18 protein-coding genes are annotated in these 19,697 nt (G+C 42.9%); 8 read left to right on the forward strand and 10 right to left on the reverse strand.

Features of this window, described 5'->3' with window-relative positions; translation table 11 throughout:
- Positions 1–84: 84 nt before the first annotated feature.
- Positions 85–1,386: a phosphopyruvate hydratase gene (gene eno, locus TI10_RS10570; RefSeq protein ID WP_049583253.1), complete on the reverse strand. Its 1,302-nt coding sequence runs from the start codon at positions 1,384–1,386 to the stop codon at positions 85–87.
- Positions 1,387–1,458: 72 nt separating this feature from the next.
- Positions 1,459–3,096, reverse strand: a complete 1,638-nt coding sequence (pyrG, locus tag TI10_RS10575; protein ID WP_049583254.1) for a glutamine hydrolyzing CTP synthase — start codon at positions 3,094–3,096, stop codon at positions 1,459–1,461.
- Between the two features lie 331 nt (positions 3,097–3,427).
- On the opposite strand from pyrG, the gene TI10_RS10580 reads away from it, so the two are divergent.
- The 3 genes from TI10_RS10580 to TI10_RS10590 are packed head-to-tail and all read left to right on the forward strand — an operon-like array spanning position 3,428 to position 5,115.
- Complete coding sequence (locus TI10_RS10580) at positions 3,428–3,775, forward strand: hypothetical protein (RefSeq protein WP_049583255.1); 348 nt, start codon at positions 3,428–3,430, stop codon at positions 3,773–3,775.
- Position 3,776: 1 nt separating this feature from the next.
- Positions 3,777–4,379 carry a restriction endonuclease fold toxin 5 domain-containing protein gene (locus TI10_RS10585; RefSeq protein ID WP_049583256.1) on the forward strand — a complete coding sequence of 201 codons (603 nt, stop codon included), beginning with the start codon at positions 3,777–3,779 and terminating at the stop codon, positions 4,377–4,379.
- 13 nt (positions 4,380–4,392) lie between these two features.
- Positions 4,393–5,115, forward strand: coding sequence for an Imm52 family immunity protein (locus TI10_RS10590; RefSeq protein WP_049583257.1), 723 nt, complete (start codon positions 4,393–4,395; stop codon positions 5,113–5,115).
- A gap of 206 nt (positions 5,116–5,321) precedes the next feature.
- Here the strand turns inward: TI10_RS10590 and mazG are convergent, their stop codons facing one another.
- Genes mazG through rlmD form a run of 3 tightly spaced genes read right to left on the reverse strand, consistent with a single transcriptional unit; the run spans position 5,322 to position 9,720 of the window.
- Positions 5,322–6,101: a nucleoside triphosphate pyrophosphohydrolase gene (mazG, locus tag TI10_RS10595; RefSeq protein WP_049583258.1), complete on the reverse strand. Its 780-nt coding sequence runs from the start codon at positions 6,099–6,101 to the stop codon at positions 5,322–5,324.
- Between the two features lie 29 nt (positions 6,102–6,130).
- A complete protein-coding gene (gene relA / locus TI10_RS10600; RefSeq protein WP_049583259.1) occupies positions 6,131–8,362 on the reverse strand; it encodes a GTP diphosphokinase in 2,232 nt (743 codons plus the stop codon).
- Positions 8,363–8,403: 41 nt separating this feature from the next.
- Positions 8,404–9,720 carry a 23S rRNA (uracil(1939)-C(5))-methyltransferase RlmD gene (rlmD, locus tag TI10_RS10605; RefSeq protein ID WP_049583261.1) on the reverse strand — a complete coding sequence of 439 codons (1,317 nt, stop codon included), beginning with the start codon at positions 9,718–9,720 and terminating at the stop codon, positions 8,404–8,406.
- A gap of 53 nt (positions 9,721–9,773) precedes the next feature.
- Between rlmD and TI10_RS10610 the strand changes: the two genes are divergently transcribed.
- A complete protein-coding gene (locus TI10_RS10610) occupies positions 9,774–12,125 on the forward strand; it encodes an ATP-binding protein (protein ID WP_049583262.1) in 2,352 nt (783 codons plus the stop codon).
- On the opposite strand, the gene dgt is transcribed toward TI10_RS10610, so the two are convergent.
- On the reverse strand, positions 12,109–13,635 hold the full coding sequence (gene dgt / locus TI10_RS10615) for a dGTPase (RefSeq protein WP_049583263.1): 1,527 nt from the start codon (positions 13,633–13,635) through the stop codon (positions 12,109–12,111). The two genes, TI10_RS10610 and dgt, sit on opposite strands and share 17 nt — an antisense overlap.
- Positions 13,636–13,761: 126 nt before the next feature.
- Between dgt and mtnN the strand changes: the two genes are divergently transcribed.
- Both mtnN and btuF read left to right on the forward strand, forming a co-directional pair.
- The gene (gene mtnN, locus TI10_RS10620) at positions 13,762–14,463 is read left to right on the forward strand and encodes a 5'-methylthioadenosine/S-adenosylhomocysteine nucleosidase (protein WP_049583264.1); all 702 of its coding nucleotides are present in this window, start codon (positions 13,762–13,764) and stop codon (positions 14,461–14,463) included.
- An 80-nt stretch (positions 14,464–14,543) separates the two neighbouring features.
- Positions 14,544–15,371 carry a vitamin B12 ABC transporter substrate-binding protein BtuF gene (gene btuF, locus TI10_RS10625; protein WP_049583265.1) on the forward strand — a complete coding sequence of 276 codons (828 nt, stop codon included), beginning with the start codon at positions 14,544–14,546 and terminating at the stop codon, positions 15,369–15,371.
- Positions 15,372–15,459: 88 nt separating this feature from the next.
- On the opposite strand, the gene erpA is transcribed toward btuF, so the two are convergent.
- Positions 15,460–15,804 (reverse strand): iron-sulfur cluster insertion protein ErpA, encoded by a 345-nt coding sequence (gene erpA / locus TI10_RS10630; protein WP_049583402.1) that lies wholly within the window; start codon positions 15,802–15,804, stop codon positions 15,460–15,462.
- 331 nt (positions 15,805–16,135) lie between these two features.
- Between erpA and TI10_RS10635 the strand changes: the two genes are divergently transcribed.
- Both TI10_RS10635 and hemL read left to right on the forward strand, forming a co-directional pair.
- Positions 16,136–16,921 carry a DUF1460 domain-containing protein gene (locus TI10_RS10635; protein ID WP_049583266.1) on the forward strand — a complete coding sequence of 262 codons (786 nt, stop codon included), beginning with the start codon at positions 16,136–16,138 and terminating at the stop codon, positions 16,919–16,921.
- Positions 16,922–16,971: 50 nt separating this feature from the next.
- Positions 16,972–18,255 carry a glutamate-1-semialdehyde 2,1-aminomutase gene (hemL, locus tag TI10_RS10640; RefSeq protein WP_049583267.1) on the forward strand — a complete coding sequence of 428 codons (1,284 nt, stop codon included), beginning with the start codon at positions 16,972–16,974 and terminating at the stop codon, positions 18,253–18,255.
- A gap of 41 nt (positions 18,256–18,296) precedes the next feature.
- On the opposite strand, the gene TI10_RS10645 is transcribed toward hemL, so the two are convergent.
- The 3 genes from TI10_RS10645 to TI10_RS10655 all read right to left on the reverse strand — a co-directional run bounded on the left by TI10_RS10645 (position 18,297) and on the right by TI10_RS10655 (position 19,649).
- Positions 18,297–18,557: an antitoxin gene (locus tag TI10_RS10645; protein ID WP_049583268.1), complete on the reverse strand. Its 261-nt coding sequence runs from the start codon at positions 18,555–18,557 to the stop codon at positions 18,297–18,299.
- Between the two features lie 265 nt (positions 18,558–18,822).
- The gene (locus tag TI10_RS10650; protein ID WP_244161572.1) at positions 18,823–19,032 is read right to left on the reverse strand and encodes a bacteriocin immunity protein; all 210 of its coding nucleotides are present in this window, start codon (positions 19,030–19,032) and stop codon (positions 18,823–18,825) included.
- Positions 19,033–19,187: 155 nt separating this feature from the next.
- Positions 19,188–19,649: a DUF6392 family protein gene (locus TI10_RS10655; RefSeq protein ID WP_049583403.1), complete on the reverse strand. Its 462-nt coding sequence runs from the start codon at positions 19,647–19,649 to the stop codon at positions 19,188–19,190.
- Between the last annotated feature and the right edge of the window lie 48 nt (positions 19,650–19,697).

The raw sequence follows: 19,697 nt of genomic DNA on the forward strand, positions 1-19,697 counted from the left end.
AGATTATAAATATGACTTGGTAGCCAATTATCTGAGGAGGGTTTTACCCCTCCTGTTTAATTCTAATACTTAATTAATTACCTATTAAGACTGACCTTTTACTTCTTTCAGGCCATAGAAAGGAGCGCGGTTACCCAAAGCTTCTTCAATACGGATCAACTGGTTATATTTAGCAACGCGATCAGAACGGCTCATAGAACCGGTTTTGATTTGACCTGCGGCGGTACCTACGGCCAAGTCAGCAATAGTCGCATCCTCAGTTTCACCAGAACGATGAGAGATTACCGCCGTGTAACCTGCGTCTTTGGCCATTTTAATCGCGGCCAGTGTTTCTGTCAGAGAACCAATCTGGTTGAATTTAATCAAAATGGAGTTAGCAATGCCTTTCTCAATACCTTCTTTCAGGATCTTAGTATTGGTAACAAACAGGTCGTCGCCAACCAATTGGATTTTCTCGCCCAATACTTTTGTCTGGTAAGCAAAGCCTTCCCAGTCAGATTCATTCAATCCATCTTCGATAGAAACAATCGGGTATTTTCTGGTCAAATCTTCCAGGTAATGAGTGAACTCTTGAGAAGTGAAAGTTTTACCTTCACCTTTCAGTTCGTAGTTACCCGTTTCTGGGTTGTAGAATTCAGAAGCGGCACAATCCATAGCCAAAGTGACATCTTTGCCCAAAACATAACCAGCTTGTTCTACCGCTTCTTTGATAGCAGCCAGCGCAGCCGCGTTAGATTCCAGGTTAGGCGCATAGCCCCCTTCGTCACCAACCGCAGTGCTCATACCTTTCGCTTTCAGAACTTTAGCCAAATTATGGAAAACTTCAGAGCCAATACGAACCGCCTCTTTCAGCGTTTTTGCACCAATCGGCTGAATCATAAATTCCTGAATATCAACGTTGTTATCCGCATGCTCACCGCCATTGATGATGTTCATCATTGGCAACGGCATAGAGAATTTACCCGGAGTGCCATTCAATTCAGCAATGTGCTCGTACAACGGCATGCCTTTCGCTGCTGATGCTGCTTTAGCGTTAGCCAGAGAAACTGCCAGAATCGCGTTAGCACCGAATTGGGATTTATTTTCAGTACCATCCAGGTCGATCATGATTCTGTCGATGTTAGCCTGATCTTTAGCATCCTGACCGACAACTGCCTGTGCAATCGGGCCATTTACTGCATCAACAGCTTTCAATACACCTTTACCCATAAAACGGGATTTGTCACCGTCACGCAGTTCTAACGCTTCGCGAGAACCGGTAGATGCGCCAGAGGGCGCAGCCGCTAAACCCACAAATCCCCCTTCCAGATGCACTTCTGCCTCTACGGTTGGGTTACCACGGGAGTCAATGATTTCACGACCGATCACTTTAACGATTTTGGACATTAGGTTTTCCTCAGTACAAGTTACATTTCAGGTAAGCGACGGAATAGTTCATACCGTCACTCACTGCACATCTTATTTGAGCTGGCCTTTCTGATATTTACCGGCAGCTTTAACAAAGCCAGTAAACAATGGATGACCATCACGAGGAGTGGAAGTAAATTCTGGGTGGAACTGACAAGCCACGAACCAAGGATGGTCTGGGATCTCAATAATTTCTACTAATTTATGGTCTACTGAACGACCCGCTACCCGCAGACCAGCATTTTCAATACGTTTCAACAGTAAATTATTCACTTCATAACGATGACGATGACGCTCAACAATCGTATCCGCCCCATACAAGGCGCGCACCAAGCTATCTTTTGTCAGGTGGCATGGCTGACCGCCTACACGCATCGTTCCACCAAGATCACTCTCTTCGCTACGCACTTCTAAATTACCGTCTTCATCACGCCATTCGGTGATCAACCCAACAACCGGGAACCGGCAATCAGGTTCAAATTCTGTTGAGCTGGCTTTTTCCAAGCCCGCAACATGACGAGAAAACTCAATCAATGCCACCTGCATGCCGAGACAGATCCCCAGATAAGGGATTTTATTCTCACGCGCATAACGGGCTGTCATGATTTTGCCTTCCACACCACGACCACCGAAACCACCAGGAACCAGAATCGCATCCAATCCCTTCAATAATTCAACACCACGAGTTTCAACATCTTGGGAATCAATCAGCTTGATATTCACCGTCAGGCGATTTTTCAATCCACCGTGCTTCAATGCCTCAATCACGGATTTGTACGCATCAGGCAATTCAACGTATTTACCCACCATCCCAATCGTGATTTCACCGGAAGGATTAGCTTCTTCGTAAATGACCTGTTCCCATTCGGACAAGTTTGCTTCCGGGCAATCAAGGCTGAATCGTTTACAAATATAATCATCTAAGCCTTGAGATTTCAATAGCCCTGGGATTTTATAAATGGAATCAACGTCTTTTAGGGAGATAACCGCTTTTTCCGGCACATTACAGAAAAGAGCAATTTTTGCACGTTCGTTAGCAGGGATGACGCGATCTGAACGACAAATCAGAATATCTGGTTGAATACCGATAGAAAGCAGTTCTTTTACCGAATGTTGAGTCGGTTTAGTTTTGACTTCGCCAGCCGCTGCCAGATAAGGAACCAGCGTCAGGTGCAGATATAACGTGTGTTCACGGCCAACTTCTACTGCCATTTGACGAATGGCTTCAAGGAATGGCAACGATTCGATATCACCGACAGTACCGCCAACTTCCACCAGCACCACATCATGACCTTCACCACCGCTGATGATGCGATCTTTAATTTCATTGGTGATATGAGGAATAACTTGAACGGTCGCCCCCAAATAGTCGCCACGGCGCTCTTTGCGCAGAACTTCGGAATAAACCCGCCCCGTCGTAAAGTTATTACGGCGAGTCATTTTAGTACGGATGAAACGCTCATAGTGACCTAAATCGAGATCAGTTTCAGCACCGTCTTCGGTAACGAAAACCTCCCCGTGTTGAATTGGACTCATCGTACCTGGATCGACATTGATGTACGGGTCCAGTTTCATAATAGTGACATTGAGTCCACGGGCTTCGAGTATAGCCGCCAAAGAGGCTGCGGCAATGCCTTTACCCAGAGAGGATACGACCCCGCCGGTCACAAAAATATAATTAGTTTTCATGCTGAACCTGAAAGTTTAGGTTTAAAAGATGATGGATACAACAGGACGGGAAAGCAGTATACCTGAACCTTAAATTTGCCACAAATAATCTGAACGCAAATAAGGTATTTTTCCCCTCCACAGCATTTTCAATGTAGACATGTGTACAGACACAAACTTCATTTTTCATGAAGCCAATCGTTATTGCCTCTTCTCAATTTCGAATGAATTTATTGCCTTAATTGATTAAAAAACAGCATGATTGTTCGCAATGCAATCATTTCAGCTAAATTGCACTCAGATAAAAGGCCCAATATAGGTAATAGTAGCTTATGAGTTAAGGAGCGATACCATGATTATACTGACTCAGGAACAATTCGATAAAATTATTGATGCAGGGGACAATGTTTATATTGAAAAAATCAAGCAATGCATTTTGTCAAAACATGCCGACTTGGTTGTGCATGAAGATGAGAAAAATTTGCATAAGCGACTGAGAGAGGCATATCGATATCTAATCGACGACCTAGGATTTAGAAATAAAAAGCTTATTAAATCATACCTTTATTTAACCGCCTTCAATCTTAATTTCCATGATGCGCCAGAAATCAAAAATGCCCTTGAAACAGGAGAAAACCCGGAACAACAATACAAAGATATCCTGAGGATAACAGATAACTTATTGAAAAGGAGAAATTAACATGCCTTTACCTCTGTTAGTTCCGGTAGCCCTGACTGCTGCCGAATATGCAGCATCAGCCCTTGCGGGCATATTAGTCGGCGTTGGGGTTGGCCTCGGTGTTGAGGAGATGACAAAAGAGGATGAAAAAGAGGAATCGCTAGCCCAAACAGATGAAATCAGTACAGTAAGGGAAGAATGCAAGGTGTGTCCAGCGACTGAGAAAGTAAGTTCTAACTGGGAGAGTACCAGTTCATATTCGCAGATTACCCTTGATTATCAACTCCAAATAGCTAAAACCATTTACAAACCTGACGCCAAACTTATACAAGTTTGGGAATGCTTAGGCGTGAGTTTTGATGGCTGGCGCCCAGAATGGTGCCTGTTTCTGGAATCCAAAGCTAAGTATGATCAGTTTTTTAGGAAGGGAAAGCCAATGGAGTGGTGGACGGGAAAAGATTCAATGAAAAACCAGGGAGGACGGCAGCAAGAAGTATGCACTTCATTGAATGGCATTCCACGTTCCCACTGGCATTTTATGGAACCTATGAGCGCGGCTTACTATTCAAAGGAGTTTTCTAAACATCCCAATATTAAAGTATTTCATACCCCCTTATTCAGATAATGCGAGACAACAAATGACTATTTTATCACCAGAAATAAAGCTATATTTTGACCGGCAAGAACCCTTGACTCCACAAATAGTATTAGCTGATTTATATCGAATTACTCAGCAAATCGATCACTTTTTTAGCCGTCATAAGACTTGGTATTTGACTGGTCATACTCGTAAAGAAGCATTAGAACACCTTGTTTTTGAAGAGAACCTCCCGACAGAAAAAGCGTTTCAAGTGTTTGAAAAAAATTACAAAAAAAATTTTCCTTTTATAGGAAAAAGTATTTGGGATGGTGAAGATGATGATCTTGCCTGTTCCCTATTCTATGAGAACTATCGTAGTGACAGGTTAGGACAAACTGAAATAACAATAGATCTTAATATTGACGAAAAGGAGTTTCAGTTTTCACGGTTGATTGATTTTATTACCTTTTTGGTTTTCAGCCGTAATTCCCCCTACATTATGGTGGAAACTAACGGCTATACCTTGAATCGAAATCAGGTATTTCCCGACAGGTTAAGTGCAGGTTGGATGATTTATTTACCCTTCGTTATAGACCCCTCATTGTTACCAATGGCAGATGAAATCTTGCCTATTGCCAATGATAAAGAGCAATTGGGGACATTGATCATCACCAAAAAAGGCATTTTTGACGGCGAAAATCAGGACGATATTGATAAAGCCAATGATGTTGAAATTCAGTTGGTAAATCTGGGATTACTGCCATTAATTACTGAGGTTTAACGGCAACGAGATAATTTTCTATTCTTCATCATTCCTTTGATATCTTTTCGTGAATTAGCTCCGCTTTCTGTTTCCGCTTTTTTCGCGTTGATAACAGCCCTCTTGGGCTGTTTGCCATCCCTTTCCCTCCTTAATACCAAAAGTTCGCTCTGCTCTCAATTAGCATTCTGGAAGGAAAATTTCAGCTTTCCGGCCATTCTTTCCGGTTACTGTTTCTTAACCTGCTGCCACATTTGTTCCATTTCTTCCAATGTCGCCGCTTCCAAGGTGTGGCCTTGGTTCAGGATCAACTTTTCTACTTCTCTAAATCGGTTATCAAACTTATTGCATGCTTTTTGCAATGCAATTTCCGGTTTGTATCCGAGATGGCGGGATAAGTTCACAACGGCAAACAATAAATCGCCAATCTCCTCTTCCAGGTGCTGTTGATCAACAACCGCCTGATGAGCCTCATCCATCACTTCGTCGATCTCTTCGTAAACTTTGTCCAGCACTGGCCCCAAAGTATCCCAGTCAAAACCAACCGCTGCACAGCGCTTCTGTATTTTATACGCTTTCATCAATGCCGGCAGACTTGCCGGAATGTCATCAAGGACCGAATGCAGATCTTTTTGCGCTCTTTCCTGCGCCTTACGTTTTTCCCAACCATTGATAGCTACATCACTGTTGATATCCTGCTGCTGACCGAAAATATGTGGATGGCGGCGTTCCAGCTTATCGCTAATCGCATGACAGATATCATCAAAATCAAACAATTGTTGCTCTTTGCCCATTTCAGCATAGAACACCACCTGAAATAACAGATCGCCCAATTCTTCTTTTAGATCAGAAAAATCACCACGTTCAATGGCATCAATGACTTCATAAGTCTCTTCCAATGTATAAGGCGCGATGGTTTTGAATGTCTGTTGTTTGTCCCAGGGACATCCCTGTTGAGGATGGCGCAACTGCGCCATAATCTCTAATAACCGTTTTATACCCGTCATCTTTCAAGTTGCCTCTTTGTTGGCTGCGGTCAGTTGCCATGAAGACGTTTGGCTTCAATAACATCCGGCAACTGATTGGTTTTCGCCAAGATCCGCCCCAGTACTTGCAGGTTATAAATCTCAATATTCATATCGATGGTAGCAATCTGCTGTTTGACATCACTGCGGCTACTCACCCCAAGTACATTCACCTTTTCATTCGCCAGGATCGTGGTGATATCACGCAGTAATCCACTGCGATCATTCGCAACGACACGCACAATCAGTGAGTAACCGCTGGAATAACTCTCTCCCCAAACCGCATCCACCACCCTTTCCGGCGCATTTGCCTGCAACTCTGCCAACTGTTCACAATCAACCCAATGGATAGAAATCCCCCGGCCACGCGTGATAAAGCCGACAATCTCATCGCCGGGAATGGGCTGGCAGCAACGGGCAATGTGATGCATCAAGTTACCCACACCTTCTACCACAATCCGCCCATCGTCTTTAGCAGAACTACGCTGTGGATGTGATTTATTTTCTAAATTGCGAAGCGCTTCCCGATCTGCATCCTCTGCGGTGGTTTTCTTGAGTTTGCTTTGTAAGAAATTGACCAACTGGTTAATACGGATATCACCAACTCCAATTCCCGCCAGTACTTCATCAAGTGTATGAACGTTATAACGGGCAATGAGTAGCTTTTCCGCCTCTTTTAGGCTGATATCCAAGTGTTCCAGTTCGTTATCCAGCATCTGACGACCTGCGATAATGTTTTTATCCCGATCCTGTTTGCGGAACCAGTTATGGATTTTCGCCCGGCCGCGGCTTGTGGTGACATAGCCCAAGTTTGGATTTAACCAATCACGACTTGGGTTCGGGTGTTTCTGGGTAATGATTTCAATCTGATCGCCCATTTGCAATTGATAGCTGAATGGAACAATGCGACCACTGATTTTCGCCCCAATACAACGATGTCCCACATCGCTGTGAATATGGTAGGCAAAATCCAGCGGCGTAGAACCGGTAGGTAGATCAATAACATCGCCTTTCGGTGTAAATACATATACCCGATCATCAAACACCTGGCTGCGAACCTCATCCAGCATCTCACCAGAATCAGCCATCTCTTCCTGCCATGCGATCAGTTTACGCAGCCATGCAATGCGTCCTTCATATCCGACACGATTGCCCGCCACCGCACCCTCTTTATATTTCCAGTGGGCGGCTATGCCCAATTCGGCATCTTCATGCATCTGACGGGTACGGATCTGAATTTCCAATGTCTTACCGCTTGGCCCAAGCACGACGGTATGAATGGATTGATAGCCATTCGGCTTCGGGTTAGCCACATAATCATCAAATTCATCCGGCAAATGACGATAGTGAGTATGTACTATCCCCAGTGCCGCGTAACAATCCTGCAAACGTTCAACCACAATCCGCACAGCCCGAACATCAAACAGCTCATCAAATGCCAGTGATTTTTTCTGCATTTTGCGCCAGATGCTGTAGATATGTTTAGGACGCCCGTATATTTCAGTAGCGACGCCCTCTTTAAGCATATGCTTACGTAATGTACTGACAAAGTGATCAATATACTGCTCACGATCAATTCGGCGCTCATGCAATAATTTCGCAATTTTTTTATATTCATCAGGATGGAGATAACGGAAGCAGTAATCCTCAAGTTCCCATTTAAGTTGACCAATGCCTAGTCGGTTAGCGAGCGGCGCATAAATATTGGAACACTCTTTCGCAGCCAGTACACGCTCATCTTCAGTCGCCTCTTTAACTTCCCGCAAATGGGCAATCCGTTCTGCCAATTTGATAATGACACAACGAAAATCTTCCACCATTGCCAGTAGCATCCGGCGAACATTATCAACCTGTACAGAGCAGATTGAATCGTGATGAGTGGCTTTTAACTGGCGAATAGCATCCATTTCCATAACGCCTTTCACCAGATTGGTAATCACGCTACCAAACGCCTCGGTGACAGTTTGATCGTCAAGTAATTTAGCATCCATCAATGGGAACAGTAGCGCAGCACGCATACTGTCATTATCCATACTCAGGGTAGAGAGGATCTCAACCATCTCTACGCCACGCCATAACAGAAGTTCTGCATCAGGATGATTTTGCGCTTTTTCGTGACAATAACGCCAGGTTTCGGCTAATTTCTCACCCAATTGAAGATTCGCTACATTTAAACTAGCGATCCACCTGTTTACTGCAAACTCTCCCGCAGGGGTTAAATGAGCACTTCTTACCGCAACCATAATCTCTCCCGACTACTTCATAGCTTCTACCCAACCACAATCTAACGACTAAATAGCGCCATTGACTCCAGATGACCTGTATGCGGAAACATATCCAGCATCCGCACACTGATAATTCGATAGCCAGCCTCAAGCAGAATCTTACTGTCTCTCGCCAATGTTGTTGGATTACAAGAGACGTAGACCACTTTTTCCGGGGCTAACTCAACAATGTGTGACATGACGCCTGCCGCACCAGCACGCGCCGGATCTAATAAAACCTTGTTAAACCCCAGTTTCGCCCAGGGTTGATGATGTATGTCAGCTTCCAGGTTCTCATGGCAGAAAGATATGTTATCCAAATTATTTAATCTGGCATTATATTGCCCATTAGCCACCAGCGTGGCAACCCCTTCGACTCCGACCACAGATTGCACTACGCGACCAATAGGTAAGGTAAAATTCCCCATTCCACAGAACAGATCGAGCACCCGGTCATTCGATTGTAAATCAAGCCACTCTATCGCCTGAGCAACCATTTGTTGATTCACCTGATCGTTAACCTGAATAAAATCTCTTGGACTGAAAACCAATTTTAAGCCACCAACCTGATACCAAGGTTCCGGCGGTTCATTCAGTGGTTCAAGCGAGGTTTCATCCGCCGCCAAGTAAACAGCAACGTTATGTTGCACAGAAAACGTGCATAGCTTCTCTTTATCCTCCCGTTTCAAGGGATCAAGATGGCGCAACACTATAAATGGACCATTATCTGCTAGCACCAATTCCACATGCCCTAACCGTTTCACTGCTTTCAAGTTATTCAGACACTGAGATAATGGCTGCAATAACTGTTCCAATTCAGGCCGCAAAACAGGGCACTCTTTTATAGCAACTAATTCATTGGATTGATTTTGACGAAATCCCATCACCAGTTGGCGCTGTTTTACTTGATAATGTAAACCAAGCCTTGCCCGGCGCCGATAACCATATTCGGGACCGAGAATCACCGGCTTGGCAGAAACCGTTACACCGGTTTCCCGTCTAATCAGATGTTCGAGGACGCTGGCTTTACTCTCACGTTGTAAATCAGATGCAACATGTTGTTGCTGACAACCGCCACATACTCCAAAATGCGGGCAACGAGGATTTACACGATATGGACTGTCAGATAGACGCTTAACCAACTTTGCTTTGGCAAACTGGCGCTTCTCTTCCGTTATTTGTACCTGTGCTTGTTCACCGGGCAATAATCCGGCGACAAAAATAGTTTTACCCTGATGGCGAGCTACGCCCTGCCCTTGGGCATCCAGATTATCAGCAGTGACTGTGATGATATGTCGATTTACTGTTCGGCGATTGGGGGAATAAAATTGCACCATGATTCTTACGGACTATGAATTATTAAGTTCCTATTTTCCCATAATGGACGATTATGACCAAATATAGCTTACGCATCCGCATGATGAGCCTGATCCTAGTGCCAATTTTACTGGTTGGCATGTTTTTCAGTATCTCATTCCTCTGTTATCACCATCGTGAACTGAAAAACCAGATTGTTAGATCTGGGATCAGTATTATCGAACCCCTTTCTATTGCCAGTGAAATTGGCATAAACCTGCATAACCGTGAACGTGTCAATTCATTGATAACCCGGCTTCATCGCAGAAATTCTGAGATAGTTCGGGCGATTGCCATTTTTAATGACGATAATGAACTATTTGATATATCAAACTATAAATACAATTCAGCTCAACTACAGATCTCGCCAGATATGCCTCTGCCAACCACCCTGACAAAAACGGAGGTTAAAAACAGTATTATCTTACGCATACCCATTATTTCAGAACACCACTTGTCTCAGAATCAGCAACATTCTGACATCCCATCTTTACGTCCGATTGGTTACATCGCCATTGATCTTGATTTACGGTCAGCTCACTTACAACAATATAAAGAGATCATTATCTTTATATTGCTATTACTCATTTGCCTTGGTTGGGCATCTCTGTTCGCCTACCATTTGGTTCGTAAGATCACAAAGCCTATCAGCGATATGGTCAGTACTGTCGATAGAATTCGCCAAGGACAATTAAATAGCCGTGTCAACGGGAAATATTTTGGTGAATTAGATACGCTGAAAAATGGCATTAATGCAATGGCTAAATCCCTTTCCAGCTATAAAGAAGAGATGAAAAACGATATTGATCAAGCAACATCGGATCTGCGGGAAACAATGGAGCAATTCGAAATTCAGAACGTTGAGCTGGCGATAGCGAAAAAACGCGCTCAAGAAGCGGCCAGAATAAAAACGGAATTTCTGGCAAATATGTCTCATGAATTACGCACACCACTTAATGGCGTAATTGGCTTCACCCGCCAAACACTGAAAACACCGTTAACAATACAGCAAACTGAATATTTGTATATTATCGAGCGTTCCGCGAATCATCTATTGAATATTATCAATGATATATTAGATTTTTCACGGCTTGAAGCGGATAAATTGGTATTGGAAAACGTTCCATTCCTTTTACAGGATACAATTGATGAGGTCATGGTGTTACTGACACTGAGCGCCAAAAGTAAGAATATTCAGCTAACTCACCATGTTGATCCCCAAATACCAAATCTGGTCGTAGGCGATCCCACGCGCCTCCAGCAAATATTCACCAATATCATCGGTAACGCAATTAAATTCACTGAACAGGGTTCTGTGGAGATAAAGATCAATTTGCTACAACAGAAGCACCACAAAATTAATTTAGAGATTACAGTCAGCGATACAGGTATTGGTATCAGCCCTGAACAGCAACCTCATCTATTTCAGGCTTTTCATCAAGCAAATGCCAGTATTTCCCGCCGTTATGGCGGCACCGGCCTCGGTCTAGTCATTACACGGAAACTGATCCAAGAAATGGGCGGAAATATCAGTTTTACCAGCGAGCCAAAAAAAGGTTCTGTTTTCCGTTTTGATTTATGGCTAGGAAAAAATGATTTCATTCTAACCGACTCAGTTGTACCACAAAAAACGCTTACTCATCCCCCACGTTTACCGATGACCGTCATGGCCGTTGACGATAATCCAGCCAATCTCAAACTAATAGGTTCATTACTGGAAGAAATCGTGGAAAAAACCGTGCTATGTAACAGTGGAGAAACAGCGTTGCAGTCAGCAACCTCTCACCATTTTGATGTCATTCTGATGGATATTCATATGCCAGGTATGGATGGCATCTGTACTTCCGACCGCATCCACCAGCTACGGCGACACCGCAGTACACCGATCATTGCGGTTACAGCTTATACCTGCCGACCAAAGAGCGATACAGATCAATCTCCATTTGAAGATTTCCTGACCAAACCTCTTGACGAAGATAGCCTGAGATCGGTATTAAATCGCTATGTCAAAACACCAGAATCACAACATATTAACTGGTCATTAGCATTACAACAGGCCATTGGAAAAGAACAGTTAGCTGTAGATATGCTGCAAATGTTGGTAGATTTATTGCCAATGATTAAAACAATCACAGAAAAAGTTTTGTCAGGGGAAGCAGTGGAAAATTATCAGCAGCAGATCCATAAACTACACGGTAGCTGCTGTTATAGTGGTGTGCCACAACTTAAAGCCCTCTGCCAATTAATTGAACAACAATTACAGCAAGGCATTCAATTAACGGATATAGAACCTGAATTGTTGGAACTGACAGACGAAATTGATCATGTACTCACCGCTGCCCAAAAGATATTGAGTAACGGCGAGAATATCAATTGCACACAATAAATTTCCGATATTCTTCATAAGCATAATTATCTGTCATGCCACTGATGTAATCCTGGATAAGACGGGCACGGTAATAGAATTCCATCAGGTCTTTTTCAGATTCATCAGTGGCAACAATTTTTTCCACTGCTTCACCATAAGCCAGACGATGCTTGGTGGAAAGTTTGTGTAACAGTCGAGTTTCCATAAAATAATCCTTGTGGAAATTGTTCTGGTTTAATTCCACAAAAGCCTGACGGGACATCTTCAATAACGGATAATAAAAATCCAATAGCCCATTAATAACTCGGTATCCCTGTAACTCCAATTCTTCAATTTCTGGATGATTAAATACTCTCTTACAGGCAATATTCTTCAACGTTTTAAGTAATCGATGCTCTTCACTACTATCTTCAAGCAGCGCTTGATTAAATGAACCCGCAAAAACAGCCGGCAGATGATCAATAAAACGACGAGCAGTATAAGGCACAAGTTTACCGGTGATATAAACCCGCAGATACATAAAAAATTGATCCTGCTGGCTTCGACGTAATTCGTTACCATGAGTTCCCTTGTACGCCTTTCTAACCGTGACATCGAATAGATCCCCGATCCGATGACCACCATTCTCTTGCCACTCCTGTTCCAAATATTCCATCAATGTATCGACGCTGAAAATCGCTTTTTCAACAGCATCATCCAAATCAGCAATGCAATAAGAGATATCATCTGCGGCTTCCATAATATAAGTCAGCGGGAAGCGACAGAATTCACCCATTTTAAGTTCACGATATAATTCTCGGACAAAATGCTCTTCCGACCAATAAAAACCCGGTTTTTTCATCAAGTAATTAAATTGATTTGGTATTTCTTCAAGACGAAAAGCAGGACAAGTATATTTTAGAATACAGCCAACTTGGGCATAAGTCAGATTGAGTTTTAATAAGCTATGCACCATACGGATAGCCTGAGCATTCCCTTCAAACTGACATAAATCTTTACGTAACTGGCGACGAAAGAGATCTTTTTTCACATCGCCACACAAACGCAATGCGGGGATTTCGCATCGATCTTCCCGTTTAATATTTTCCAGAGAAAAATTAAGATCGAGCTTTCTGGCAAACCAATCTTTAATTGCCGCTTCACCAAAATGACCAAATGGCGGATTACCAATATCGTGCATTAAACACGCCATTTCAATCAAACTTTCAAATGACAATAGTCGTTTATCCAACCCGTAATCGGCCAGCAAATTACGTGTTTTCAATTCATTAATAATCGTTTTCGAAATATAACGCCCAACCTGTTGCACTTCCAATGAATGTGTCAAGCGACTGCGGACAGCGGCATTATTTTCCAGTGGAAAAACCTGTGTTTTCTGCTGTAAACGGCGAATAGCCGCTGAATTCATAATCCGCCCACGATCGCTTTCAAACTGGCGAATAATCTGCTCTTCATCATTAGGATCAATATGATACTGACGGTATTTACGCTGATAGTTAAGCTTCCGACTAAAGTCTATCCCGGACATTTATCCCCCGACTTGTGAGATAGCGCTGTTTTACATCACAGATTATCTGATTGTTTCGTATTAGATGTTAAAATCAAATATGGGATGATTCTATATGATTAATTAATCAACAGCGAGTATGACATCATGAAAGTAGGCGTGATAGGTGCTATGGAGCAAGAAGTGACTTTATTGCGCGATCAAATTGAAGATCGCCAAACACTGTCACGAGGTGGTTGCGAAATCTATACCGGTAAACTCAACGGCGTGGAGATTGCACTATTAAAATCCGGTATTGGTAAAGTTTCCGCCGCAATTGGTACAACTTTGCTGCTTGAACATTGTCAGCCTGATGTGATTATTAACACCGGCTCAGCGGGTGGCCTTGATCCGAAGCTACAAATCGGTGATATCGTGGTATCCAGCGAAGTTCGCTATCATGATGCTGATGTTACCGCTTTTGGTTATGAACCCGGTCAGATGGCACAATGTCCTCCGGCATTTGTAGCGGATGACCAGCTAATTGATCTGGCGGAAAAGTGTATTCATTCTCTGAATCTGAACGCAGTGCGTGGGCTGATTTGCAGCGGTGATGCATTTATTAATGGCGCGGAACCCCTGGCGCGTATCCGGGCGATATTCCCACAAGTGACGGCGGTAGAAATGGAAGCCGCAGCAATAGGGCATGTCTGCCATCAATACAACACTCCGTTTGTCATTGTACGTGCTATCTCTGATGTGGCAGATAAAGAATCTCATATCAGCTTTGATGAATTTCTTGCTGTTGCAGCCCGTCAATCGACATTAATGGTCAACGCAATGCTGACAACGCTGAGTCAAGATAAATAATATATTACTGACACGCCCTAATTAATATTTTCGGGCGTGTCTGTGGGCAACATATTTAATGTTTTAAAGAGCACATCACAATGAAATGGATAAAAAGCGCGAGTTCAATTGGGTTATCGCTTTTACTGTTTCTCAGTAGTTTCAGTCATTTTCTGCATGCCGCTCCCTTACGGGTAATCAGTTTATCGCCGTCAACCACTGAATTAGCCTATGCCGCCGGGTTAGGCGACAATCTGATTGCAGCCAGCGCCTACTCTGATTATCCCCCTCAAGCCCGTAAACTTGAGCAAGTGGCTAATTGGCAAGGCATCAATCTGGAACGAATTATTACCCTCAAACCTGATCTGATTCTGGCATGGCGTGGCGGTAATCCCCAACGTCCGCTGGAACAACTCGCTGCTTTTGGTATTAAAATCTTTTATTCCGATCCCACCACCACCGAACAAATAGCGCAGGATTTAGAACGGCTCGCTGAATATAGCCCTCACCCAGCACAAGCAAAAAAATCAGCGACTGAACTTCGTCAACGATTTGTCAATTTGCAACAAAAATATGCCGCTCCAACCCCAAAATCGGTCTTTTTACAATTCGGCACTTATCCTCTATTTACCGCCTCGGGACATACACTGCAAAGTGAAGTGCTTTCAATCTGTGGCGGCAGCAATATTTTTGCCAACAGCCCCGTTCCCTGGCCTCAAGTCAGTCGTGAACAAGTACTCATCAGAAAACCTGAGATAATTGTTATCAGCGGTGGACAGGAACAAGTCAAATTAATTGAGAATTTCTGGCATCCACAATTACATGCCAAAGTCATTACATTACATGAAGATTGGTTTCACCGCGCGGGACCGCGCATCATTCTGGCAGCCGAACAGCTATGCCAGCAATTGAACGATAATGGTTCCTGATAAATCAGAATCACTTAAAAGATGACAGGAATATCCCGCAAACAGGTCATATGATATTCACAGACCCATTGCGGGAAATCGCCTGGAATCAGATACTAAAAGAAGAACCACAACCACAGGTTGTCTTCGCATTAGGGTTCGTGACGATAAAACGTGAACCCTCAAGACCTTCGGTATAATCAACACAGCCGCCAACCAAATATTGCAGGCTCATCGGATCAACAACCAACTCCACACCTTGTTTTTCAATGGTCATATCACCATCATTTATTTGATCATCGAAGGTAAAACTATACTGAAAACCACTGCACCCGCCACCGGTGATATAAACCCGCAAACGCAAATTTGGATTTTCTTCATCCGAAACCAAGATTTTCACTTTGTTAGCAGCAGCATCAGTAAACTGCAAAGGTAATGCGATATCATCGCTCATCATTTTTTACTCCAGACCGGAACCCGGCAAAAACATTCAGAGATTTGCCGATCATTAATAACTCGAATTATCCAATACCTGATTAGTTGGTTCAAGTTTTGTCATTCTGATAACACACGAACCGCAAAAAAATTATCACACATTTGTTTAGCATCAATGCCGCCTTAGCGACAAATGACGACCTTTTACGATAGCCTAAAAGGAGGGTAAACCGTCACGTATAGTTAAACCTGCCGTCAATCAATTAACCGTTAAGAAGGAAAAATATTGATTTATCATCATGATTAGTTACTTTATTGAATATTTTTCAAAGTAACCACATGGAGTTCCTATGCGAAAAATGTTGCCGCTGATGCTTATTGTCACCTTAGCAGGCTGTGCCGCTCATAGCAGACAAGCCGATATTGACAGCTATACCGCGAAAAAAATTAATGAAATTATCGAAAACCAAGTAAAACCGGGAAAAAAAGATAATCCAGGTGAAATAATAAAAAGCGTCTCTTATCAATTCCTGGGCACCCCTTATGCCGCAAATAAACTTATTGGCTCCCCGGCCGAACCTGAAAAATTAGTTATAGACTTCAATGGGCTAGACTGTTTTACTTTCCTTGATTATGTAGAATCGCTAAGGAAATCCAACGACCAAAATGATTTTGTAAAAAATCTCATCCAGACAAGGTATATCGACGGAAAGATTAACTTCTTGCAAAGAAAACACTTCTTTACAGATTGGTCAACTAGAGAAAAATTAAATGCCAAAGATGTAACAGACGAAATAAGTTCTTCTTACATAAGAATCACAAAAAGCCTAAATAGAAAGGCTGATGGCGGCGAATATATTCCCGGACTGGGCATTATCAAAAGAGAGATTAAATATATTCCAGGAGATAAGGTCGATGATGCCGTCATTAAGAACCTAAAGACCGGCGATTATATAGGAATATATACCCATCTTGCCGGATTGGATGTCACACATACAGGGATTTTTATTATGACAGATCATGGCCCAATGCTGAGGAATGCATCCTCACTTGCTGCGAATAAAAAAGTTGTCGATTCGCCATTTCTTGATTATGTCAAGAATAAACCCGGAATTATCGTTCTAAGAGCATTATAATCCGTAGGGCAAACGACAAACTCACTTAAAAATAGATTCAGGAGCCTTTCATGAGCCAGTCCGATATTCTTTATTCTCAGGCAAAGCAACTTATTCCCGGCGGCGTCAATTCTCCGGTACGTGCATTTAATGGTGTTGGCGGCACGCCGCTGTTTATCAAACACGCTGATGGCGCTTATCTCTATGATGTTGATGGTAAAGCCTATATCGATTATGTCGGTTCCTGGGGGCCGATGGTACTGGGGCATAACCACAGCGCTATCCGTAATGCCGTTATCAAAGCCGCAGAGCAAGGATTGAGTTTTGGCGCCCCCACCGCCGCGGAAGTGGAAATGGCACAATTGGTAACTGAACTGGTGCCATCAATGGATATGGTACGTATGGTCAACTCAGGCACAGAAGCAACCATGAGTGCTATCCGGCTGGCCCGTGGCTATACCCATCGCGATAAAATCATCAAATTCGAAGGTTGCTATCACGGCCACGCTGATTGCTTGCTGGTGAAAGCCGGTTCTGGCGCATTAACCATCGGTCAACCAAATTCACCGGGGGTTCCGGTTGATTTCGTCAAACATACGCTAACCTGTACCTATAACGATTTGAATTCAGTTCGAGAAGCGTTTGAACAATATCCGCAAGAGATCGCCTGTATTATTGTTGAACCGGTTGCGGGTAATATGAACTGCATACCGCCACAACCAGAATTCCTACCCGGTCTGCGCACGCTGTGTGATGAATTCGGTGCTTTGTTGATTATCGATGAAGTGATGACCGGTTTCCGCGTCGCTTTATCCGGCGCACAATCTTATTACGATGTCGAACCCGATATAACTTGCCTTGGCAAAATCATTGGCGGCGGTATGCCCGTTGGCGCTTTCGGCGGGCGTTATGAAGTGATGGAGAAATTAGCTCCCATTGGCCCTGTTTATCAGGCCGGAACCTTGTCCGGTAATCCGATTGCAATGGCTGCCGGCCTGGCCTGTCTAAAAGAAGTTTCTCAGCCCGGTGTACATCAACGTTTAACCGAGCTAACAGATAATCTGGCTGCTGGCCTGACGAAAGCAGCAAAAGCGGCCGGTATTCCTCTGGTGGTTAACCATGTCGGCGGTATGTTTGGCATTTTCTTTACCGATGCGGAGAAAGTATCCTGTTATCAGGATGTGATGAATTGCGATATTGAACGTTTTAAACATTTCTTTCACTTGATGCTTGATGAAGGGATTTATTTAGCGCCTTCTGCATTTGAAGCAGGTTTTATGTCTATTGCTCACATTGATGAAGATATTCAGCGTACTGTTGATGCAGCCGCTCGTTGCTTTGCCAAGCTGAAATAATTTCTTTATTTTCAAATAATAGCGCCGTATTTTTACGGCGTTTATTCTTTCCATCCTTCGAATGGGTCACAAGATTGTTCATGCTGATACCGCTCTTCTTTACTCAGAAAATCGTCGGGAATAGTTGTTCCCTTCAATGCCGCAAAAAATCCGGCCCAGTCGTGCGGCTTACAGGACAGTATTACATCTCCTGTCTCAGGATCTTTTCGGATAAAAACTTCATCAGAGTCAAACCTATAAGCTGCTGGCAGACGTACCGCTTGACTGTTCCCATCCATAAACAATTTAGCTTTATGCCCCATACAACCTCCTGATATTGATTGGTATATCCCAAAGCCTATCACAGATATTGATATACCCGTTATCTTTCAAGCTGCCTCTTTGTTGGCTGCGCTCACTCACCCCGGTCACATAGTTATCTATGCTCCCGGGGATTCGCTCCCTTGCCGTCGCGATGCAACTTGAAATCTATAGGGTATATATACCTCACACACCAGCGCCATATTCTGAATTGGGGATATCAGAATATAATCTAGGAAATCCTTTCCCTCTTTCACCTAATTTCTATTATTTTTTAAAGCCAGGCTTGCCGTTTTTAGCTCGCCATTCTTTTACAATTCTTAAAATTCCCTCTGGGGAGTCATCTTCTCCATTTTCAGGATAATAAATTAAATCTACCCCTGAAGGGTGCTCAGTTATTTTTATAAAATTCTCTAATAGAGCATCTTGCCCTTCCTCTGTACCTTCATCCAATATTATTCTTGAAACCAGATTTATAAACTCATTTTAGGTATATTCTTCCAGTTTACTTTTCAAGTTCATTTTACTTTACCTCTTTATTCATATTTTATCTTTATATACAAACACTGACAATAGTTTATTATATGCTATCCAATTAAAATAGAAAATTGGGAAAACACTCCAGAAATCGTTTATAAAAAATGTTCAAATATTAATGCATGTACCCGTAGATCAGCCAAATAGAGAAAACGAATTTCTGTATTAGGATATTGACTATTTAGCTTATGTGTATAAGCATCGTATCCACCAACAATACCAATGACCGGGATTTTTTCTGGGCTACCAACAGAATCAGGTTCCCCCATAAGTGCTCTAACAATTGCTCTATCCATTGAATGTAAAAATGGGTAAGGCATTTCTCCACTATATACGCCACTACTGTCATAAACATTGATCAATGTGAACTGTACCGATTTTAGCTGTTTTGAGGCATCATCAAAAACAAGCCTCACACCTGATTCAGGTTTGTAAAAAAACTCTTCATCTCCTTCAAAGAAATATTCAAACCTATTATCTGGAATAATCTGTTTTTCAATTAGTTGCTCTGCTGTCTGCGCCAAGTTATCAATTAACTCTTTAATGTTGATTTCCATTATTTTATAACCAAAATCTGGTATGCAATAGAATAAAACTTCGATGTT

Source organism: Photorhabdus luminescens subsp. luminescens (assembly GCF_001083805.1).
GTDB classification, from domain to species: domain Bacteria; phylum Pseudomonadota; class Gammaproteobacteria; order Enterobacterales; family Enterobacteriaceae; genus Photorhabdus; species Photorhabdus luminescens.

Coding starts and splice junctions, on each gene's coding strand:
- eno (WP_049583253.1), bottom strand. CDS start 1,386: ATGTCCAAAATCGTTAAAGTGATCGGTCGTGAAATCATTGACTCCCGT.
- pyrG (WP_049583254.1), bottom strand. CDS start 3,096: ATGAAAACTAATTATATTTTTGTGACCGGCGGGGTCGTATCCTCTCTG.
- TI10_RS10580 (WP_049583255.1), top strand. CDS start 3,428: ATGATTATACTGACTCAGGAACAATTCGATAAAATTATTGATGCAGGG.
- TI10_RS10585 (WP_049583256.1), top strand. CDS start 3,777: ATGCCTTTACCTCTGTTAGTTCCGGTAGCCCTGACTGCTGCCGAATAT.
- TI10_RS10590 (WP_049583257.1), top strand. CDS start 4,393: ATGACTATTTTATCACCAGAAATAAAGCTATATTTTGACCGGCAAGAA.
- mazG (WP_049583258.1), bottom strand. CDS start 6,101: ATGACGGGTATAAAACGGTTATTAGAGATTATGGCGCAGTTGCGCCAT.
- relA (WP_049583259.1), bottom strand. CDS start 8,362: ATGGTTGCGGTAAGAAGTGCTCATTTAACCCCTGCGGGAGAGTTTGCA.
- rlmD (WP_049583261.1), bottom strand. CDS start 9,720: ATGGTGCAATTTTATTCCCCCAATCGCCGAACAGTAAATCGACATATC.
- TI10_RS10610 (WP_049583262.1), top strand. CDS start 9,774: ATGACCAAATATAGCTTACGCATCCGCATGATGAGCCTGATCCTAGTG.
- dgt (WP_049583263.1), bottom strand. CDS start 13,635: ATGTCCGGGATAGACTTTAGTCGGAAGCTTAACTATCAGCGTAAATAC.
- mtnN (WP_049583264.1), top strand. CDS start 13,762: ATGAAAGTAGGCGTGATAGGTGCTATGGAGCAAGAAGTGACTTTATTG.
- btuF (WP_049583265.1), top strand. CDS start 14,544: ATGAAATGGATAAAAAGCGCGAGTTCAATTGGGTTATCGCTTTTACTG.
- erpA (WP_049583402.1), bottom strand. CDS start 15,804: ATGAGCGATGATATCGCATTACCTTTGCAGTTTACTGATGCTGCTGCT.
- TI10_RS10635 (WP_049583266.1), top strand. CDS start 16,136: ATGCGAAAAATGTTGCCGCTGATGCTTATTGTCACCTTAGCAGGCTGT.
- hemL (WP_049583267.1), top strand. CDS start 16,972: ATGAGCCAGTCCGATATTCTTTATTCTCAGGCAAAGCAACTTATTCCC.
- TI10_RS10645 (WP_049583268.1), bottom strand. CDS start 18,557: ATGGGGCATAAAGCTAAATTGTTTATGGATGGGAACAGTCAAGCGGTA.
- TI10_RS10655 (WP_049583403.1), bottom strand. CDS start 19,649: ATGGAAATCAACATTAAAGAGTTAATTGATAACTTGGCGCAGACAGCA.